The following is a 6246-nucleotide window of genomic DNA, read 5'->3' as shown; positions in this document are numbered from 1 at the left end:
GCGGCAGCAAGGAGGGCTTCCTGCAGGCCAACGTCGAACTGGCGCTGGCGCATCCTCAGGTCGGCGCGGGGTTCCGCGACTACCTGAAGTCGCTCAAGTTCTGATCAGCGCCGCCGGAGGTAGTGCACGAACTCGTCGTTGGCCGAGCTCTGCTCGACCAGTTCGTTGCCGGTCTGGCGCGCGAAGGCCTGGAAGTCGCGCACCGATCCCGGGTCGGTGGCGACCACCTTGAGCACCTCGCCGCTTTTCATGTCGGCCAGCGCCTTCTTGGCCTTCAGGATGGGCAGCGGGCAGTTCAGCCCGCGCGCATCGACTTCCTTCGTGATGTCCATCGGCCGATCGTAAGTCAATCGAGGCCGCGGCGCCGCTCGGCGTTCTCCTCGGGCGTGAAGAACACCGGCTCGTGCCCGCGCGTGCGCAGCCAGTCGGCCAGCGCGTAGCCGGTGCCGGCGGGCCAGCACTTCAGATCCGGCAGGTCGTACAGGCGCCAGTCCACCAGCTCGGGCGACAGCCGCACCTGGCCGTGCGCTCGGGCGTGGTAGGTGATGATGACCTGGTTCATGCGCTGGAAATCGTGCACGGCCACCAGCGCCAGCGCGTCCACCTCCAGCGAGGTTTCCTCGTCGATCTCGCGCCGGATACCCTCCTCCGGCGTTTCGCCCGCTTCCATGAAACCGGTGATCAGGCCGAACATCTTGCCGGGCCAGGCCGCGTTGCGCGCCAGCAGGATGAGCCCGTCGAGCTCCACGATGGCCGCCAGCACGGGTGTGGGGTTGTTCCAGTGCGTGAAGCCGCAGGCCGGGCAGCGCAACCGCTGGGTGAAGCCGCCGTCTTCTTCCATGCCGATCAGCGCCAACGGCGTGGCGCACGCAGGGCAGAACCGGAATTCGGTGCTCATGGTCGACCGCGGCCGCTCAGGCCGGGAAAACGCCGGTGGAAAGGTAGCGGTCCCCCCGGTCGCAGACCACGAAGACGATGGTGGCGTTCTCGACCTGGCTGGCAATCTGCTGCGCCACCCAGCAGGCTCCCGCGGCCGAGATGCCGCCGAAGATGCCCTCTTCGCGCGCGAGCTGGCGGCACATGGCCTCGGCGTCGCCCTGGTCGACGTAGACCAGCTCGTCCACCGTGCTCGGATCGTAGATCTTGGGCAGGTACTCGGTGGGCCACTTGCGGATGCCCGGGATGCGCGAGCCCTCGCTGGGTTGGGCGCCGATGACGCGCACAGCCGGGTTCTTCTCTTTCAGGAAGCGCGACACGCCGGTGATGGTGCCGGTGGTGCCCATGGCGCTCACGAAATGGGTGACGCGTCCACCCGTCTGCGCCCAGATCTCGGGGCCGGTCGTTTCGTAGTGGATGCGTGGGTTGTCGGCGTTGGCAAACTGGTCCAGCACGCGGCCCTTGCCATCGGCCTGCATCTTCTCGGCCAGGTCGCGCGCGGACTCCATGCCGCCGCTCTTGGAGGTGAGGATCAGCTCGGCGCCGAAGGCCTTCATGGTCTGGGCGCGCTCGATGGAGAGGTCCTCCGGCATGATCAGCACCATGCGGTAGCCCTTGATGGCCGCCGCCATGGCCAGGGCGATGCCGGTGTTGCCCGACGTGGCTTCGATCAGGGTGTCGCCGGGCTTGATGTCGCCTCGTTCCTCGGCACGCCTGATCATCGAGACGGCGGGCCTGTCTTTCACGGAGCCTGCGGGGTTGTTGCCCTCCAGCTTGCCCAGGATCACATTGCCTCGCACCTGGTTGGCCGCCGCGCCAATGCGCTGCAGCGCCACCAGCGGCGTGTTGCCAATGGCGTCTTCAATCGTCGAGTAGTTCATCCCGCCACTGTGCCATAATTTCAAGTCTCCCTTCTCGCAGCCCGGGTGGTGAAATTGGTAGACGCGCCGGACTCAAAATCCGGTTCCGAAAGGAGTGTCGGTTCGATTCCGACCCCGGGCACCAAGACTCAAGCCGTGCAGGCAAGCCGCACGGCTTTTTTGTTGCCTGGCGCTCAGGCCAGGCCCTGCGCCACCGTGGGGTAGCGCAGGCGCAGGCCCAGTTCGGACTTGAGGCGCTGGTTGCGCAGCCGGCGCGACTCGCTCATGAAGCTCAGCAGCACCAGCGGCAGCTGGTCGCCAGCGCCCTCGCGCGCCACCCGCGGCGGCCGAGGCAGGCCATACAGATCGGCCGCCAAGTCGAAGTAGTCGCCCATCTTGAGCTCGGTGTCGTCCACCACGTTCAGGTTGCGCTGCGGCCGGCCGCGCCAGAGCGCGAGCACGCAGGCGCGGGCCAGGTCGTCGGCATGGATGTGGTTGGTGAACACGTCGTCCTCGGCGCGCAGCACCGGCGTGCCACGCATCAGGCGCTCGCGCGGCGTGCCGCCAGCGCGGTCGGGGGCGTAGATGCCGGGAATGCGCAGCACCGTGGTGCGCACGCCCGTGGCGCGGCCCAGCCAGTGCACGGCGGCCTCGGCATCCACCCGGCGCCAGGCGCGCGGCGTCTTGGGGTTAGCGGGCGAAGACTCGTCCATCCAGCGGCCCTGGCCGTCGCCGTAGACGCCGGTGGTCGAGCCGTAGACCAGCGAGGCAGGCAGCGAACGCTGCGCCAGCGCCCGGGTGAGCGCGCGCGTGCGCGGGTCCAGCCGCCAGTCGGCCAGTTCCTCGGAGGGCGGCGGCGCCAGGTGCAGCACGCGCGTGGCCAGGCCGGCGAGGCGGCGCAGGCTGCGCGGGTCGTCCAGGTTGCCCTGCAGCGGGGTGATGCCCTGGGCGCGCAAACCCGGGCCGCGCTCGGCGCTGGAAGTCAGGGCCAGCAGGCGCGCGCGCGCGCCGCCGCCCAGCACACGCGCGGCGCGCTGGCCCACGTCGCCACAACCCACGATGAGGACCCGTTCACGCCGGAAGCGTGCGGGCAAAGCGCCGAGAAGGCTCATGCGAAATCCGGATTTGAGACAATGGCGGGTTGCCACGCGGGGGTTGCCCCCGCCGGCCTTTCCCGTTCCAACACGTGCCAGTATGACATTCACCATCACCGTCGAGCCCAGTGGGCGCACCTTCACCGCCGAGCCCGACGAATCCATGCTCGCCGCCGGCATCCGCCAGGGCATCGGCCTGCCCTATGGCTGCAAGGACGGCGCCTGCGGCTCCTGCAAGTGCAAGCTGGTCTCGGGCAGCGTGACGCACGGCCACCACCAGCCCAAGGCGCTGAGCGCGGACGAGGAAGCCGCCGGCTATGTGCTGACCTGCTGCGGCGTGGCCCACAGCGACGTGGTGCTCGAATCGCGCCAGGTCACCGAGGCAGGCGCCTTCCCGATCAAGAAGATGCCCGTGCGCGTGAGCACCCTGGAGCGCGCCTCCCACGATGTGATCGTGCTGCGCCTGCAGCTGCCGGCGAGCGACGCCTTCCAGTACCACGCGGGCCAGTACGTCGAGTTCCTGCTGCGCGACGGCGACCGCCGCAGCTACTCCATGGCCAACGCACCGCACACGCAGGCGAGCGCACCCGCGCTGGAGCTGCACCTGCGCCACATGCCAGGCGGCAAGTTCACCGACCACGTCTTCGGCGCCATGAAGGAAAAGGACATCCTGCGCATCGAGGGCCCCTACGGCAGCTTCTTCCTGCGCGAGGACAGCGACAAGCCCATCGTGTTCCTCGCCTCGGGCACGGGCTTCGCGCCGATCAAGGCGGTGATCGAGCACATGCAGTTCAAGGGCATCACCCGGCCCGCCACGCTGTACTGGGGCGGCCGCCGCCCGGCCGACCTGTACCAGAGCGCCTGGATCGAGGCCCGCCTGGCCGAGATGCCCAACCTGCGCTATGTGCCGGTGGTCTCCGATGCCCTGCCCGAAGACGCCTGGACCGGCCGCACCGGCTTCGTGCACCAGGCCGTGCTGCAGGACTTTCCCGATCTCTCGGGCCACGAGGTGTACGCCTGTGGCGCGCCCATCGTGGTCGAGTCGGCCCACCGCGACTACGTCGCCCAGGCCGGCCTGCCCGACGAGGCTTTCTTCGCCGACTCGTTCACCAGCGCCGCCGACAAACTGTGACCCACCCCCGTCGCTTGCTCACTGCGTGTAGCCGCATCCCCCCTCAAGGGGGCAGCGCCAGCGGCCCGGCAGAGCCGGTTCCGCGGCGCTTCTGACTGTGCACCCTTTCACTCACAGGAGACAACCATGCTGAACCGCCGCCAACTGATCACCCGCTCTGCCCTGGCCTCGGCCAGCCTCGCCCTGCCCGGGTTCGCCTCGGCACAGGCCAGCACCATGCGCATCGTGGTGCCCTTCGCCGCGGGCGGCCCGATCGACGTGACGGCGCGCATCCTGGCCGAAGCGGTGAAGGGCTCGCTGGGCACCGTGATCGTGGAGAACCGGCCCGGCGCGGGCGGCAACATCGGCGTGAGCGCGGTGGCCAAGGCGCCAGCCGACGGCCTCACGCTGGGCATCGCCACCACGGCCTCCCACGGCATCAACCCCTGGCTGTTCAAGCAGCTGCCCTACGACCCGGCCAAGGACTTCGCCGCCATCACGCAAATGCTGCGCGTGCCCAACGTGCTGGTGATGAACGCCGACACGGCCGCGCGCCTGAACATCCGCACCGTGGCCGACCTCATCGCCTACGGCAAGGCCAACCCCGGCAAGCTCAACTACGGCTCGGGCGGCAATGGCAGCGCCGGCCACCTGGCGGGCGAGTTGTTGAAGAACCAGGCGGGCATCTTCGCCGTGCACATTCCCTACAACGGCGGCAACCCGGCCCAACTGGGCCTGCTGTCGGGCCAGGTCGACTTCAACATCGACAACCTCGCCACCGCCGCGGCCAACATCCGCTCGGGCAAGCTCAAGGCCCTGGCCGTGACCACCGCGCAGCGCAGCAGCGTGATGCCGGACGTGCCCACCGTGGCCGCCACCCTGCCCGGCTTCGAGATCGACACCTGGTGGGGGCTGATCGCCCCGGCAGGCACGCCCGCCGAGACGGTGCGCAGGCTCAACGCCGCCTTCAACGCCGCCCTGAATTCGGCCGAGGTGAAGACGCGCTTCGCCCAGCTGCTGGCCGAGCCCGCGCCCAGCACGCCCGAGCAGTTCGACGAGTTCATGAAGAAAGAGCGCGCGAAGTACGAGCGCATGGTGAAGATCAGCGGCGCGACCGTGGACTGACCTCCGATCACGTTCACAACGAAAAAGCCCCGCCGAAGCGGGGCTTTTTCGTTGGACGCACGGCGCCCTTACTTGCGAGCGGCGACAGCCCTCTCGGCCTTGGTCACCAGATCGGCACCGATCTGGTTCTTCCACTTGTCGTAGACCGGGCGCGTCACCTTGACGAACTCGGCGCGCTGCTCGGGCGTGAGCTCGGTCACCGTCACGCCCATGTCGCTGAGCTGCTTGATCAGCGGCTTGCCCGGCTCGACCAGGCCCTTGCGCGCCAGGGCCTTGCCTTCCTTGCCGGCGTCGATCGCGGCCTGCTTGACGATGGCGCGGTCGGCCTCGGTCCAGCTGGCCCAGATGTCCTTGTTCACCACGAAGATCAGCGGATCGGCCACGTAGCCCCACAGCGTGAGGTGCTTCTGCTCCACGGTGGGCAACTTGGCGGCAAGGAACACCGACAGCGGGTTCTCCTGGCCGTCCACGGCGCGGCTGGCCATGGCGGGCTGGGCATCGGCCCAGCTCATCTGCGTGGGGTTGGCGCCCAGCGCGGTGAAGGTGTCGAGGAACAGCGGCGAGCCCACCACGCGGATCTTCAGGCCCTTGAGGTCGGCCGGGGTCTTGATGGCGTGCTTGGAATTGGAGATCTCGCGGTAGCCGTTCTCGCCCCAGGCCAGCGGCACGGCGCCGGCGCGCTCGATGTCCTTGAACAGCTGCGCGCCCACTTCACCAGTGGTGAGTGCGTCGATGGCCGCGAAGTCGGGCATCAGGAAGGGCATGGAGAACAGGTTGAGCTGGCGCACCTGGGGCGACCAGTTGATGGTCGAGCCCACGGCGAGGTCGATCACGCCTTGGCGCAGGCCGCTGAACTCGCGCGTCTGGTCGCCTTGCAGCAGCGACACGCCGGGGTACAGCTTGATGTTGATGCGGCCCTGGGTGCGCTCGCGCACGAGGTTGGACCAGATCTCACCGCTCTTGCCCCAGGGGAAGGCGGTGCCCAGCACCAGCGACATGCGGTACTCGGGCTTGTAGGCGCTGGCGCTCTGGGCAAAGCCCTGGGTCGTCACGGCCAGCGCGGCGGCGGCCAGCGTGGTGGTCAGGAAGGTGCGCAGTTTCATGAGGTTTGTCTCCTTGG

At 68.8% G+C, this 6246-nt stretch carries 7 protein-coding genes, 1 tRNA gene and 1 pseudogene; 4 read left to right on the top strand and 5 right to left on the bottom strand.

What is annotated here, in order from left to right; all coding sequences use genetic code 11:
* A pseudogene (locus KIT86_RS16780) lies at positions 1-104 on the top strand (UTP--glucose-1-phosphate uridylyltransferase); the annotation flags it as partial.
* Here the strand turns inward: KIT86_RS16780 and KIT86_RS16775 are convergent.
* Genes KIT86_RS16775 through cysM form a run of 3 tightly spaced genes read right to left on the bottom strand, consistent with a single transcriptional unit; the run spans position 105 to position 1817 of the window.
* A complete protein-coding gene (locus KIT86_RS16775) occupies positions 105-332 on the bottom strand; it encodes a sulfurtransferase TusA family protein (RefSeq protein WP_297400408.1) in 228 nt (75 codons plus the stop codon).
* 14 nt (positions 333-346) lie between these two features.
* Complete coding sequence (locus KIT86_RS16770) at positions 347-898, bottom strand: NUDIX hydrolase (protein ID WP_297400406.1); 552 nt, start codon at positions 896-898, stop codon at positions 347-349.
* Positions 899-914: 16 nt separating this feature from the next.
* Positions 915-1817, bottom strand: a complete 903-nt coding sequence (cysM, locus tag KIT86_RS16765; RefSeq protein WP_297400404.1) for a cysteine synthase CysM — start codon at positions 1815-1817, stop codon at positions 915-917.
* 39 nt (positions 1818-1856) lie between these two features.
* Between cysM and KIT86_RS16760 the strand changes: the two genes are divergently transcribed.
* Positions 1857-1941: transfer RNA gene (locus KIT86_RS16760), tRNA-Leu, on the top strand.
* 49 nt (positions 1942-1990) lie between these two features.
* Here KIT86_RS16760 and KIT86_RS16755 read toward each other — a convergent pair.
* Complete coding sequence (locus KIT86_RS16755; RefSeq protein ID WP_297400402.1) at positions 1991-2908, bottom strand: SDR family oxidoreductase; 918 nt, start codon at positions 2906-2908, stop codon at positions 1991-1993.
* A gap of 82 nt (positions 2909-2990) precedes the next feature.
* On the opposite strand from KIT86_RS16755, the gene KIT86_RS16750 reads away from it, so the two are divergent.
* Positions 2991-4022 carry a CDP-6-deoxy-delta-3,4-glucoseen reductase gene (locus KIT86_RS16750; RefSeq protein ID WP_297400400.1) on the top strand — a complete coding sequence of 344 codons (1032 nt, stop codon included), beginning with the start codon at positions 2991-2993 and terminating at the stop codon, positions 4020-4022.
* Between the two features lie 126 nt (positions 4023-4148).
* Positions 4149-5126, top strand: coding sequence for a tripartite tricarboxylate transporter substrate binding protein (locus KIT86_RS16745; protein WP_297400398.1), 978 nt, complete (start codon positions 4149-4151; stop codon positions 5124-5126).
* Positions 5127-5194: 68 nt separating this feature from the next.
* On the opposite strand, the gene KIT86_RS16740 is transcribed toward KIT86_RS16745, so the two are convergent.
* Positions 5195-6229: a DctP family TRAP transporter solute-binding subunit gene (locus tag KIT86_RS16740; protein WP_297400396.1), complete on the bottom strand. Its 1035-nt coding sequence runs from the start codon at positions 6227-6229 to the stop codon at positions 5195-5197.
* Between the last annotated feature and the right edge of the window lie 17 nt (positions 6230-6246).

The sequence above is a fragment of the Hydrogenophaga sp. genome (assembly GCF_026125825.1).
In the GTDB taxonomy this organism is placed as follows: Bacteria; Pseudomonadota; Gammaproteobacteria; order Burkholderiales; family Burkholderiaceae_C; genus Hydrogenophaga.
Note: the sequence above shows the minus strand (reverse complement) of the source record. Positions and strands in the feature narration are given on the sequence as shown.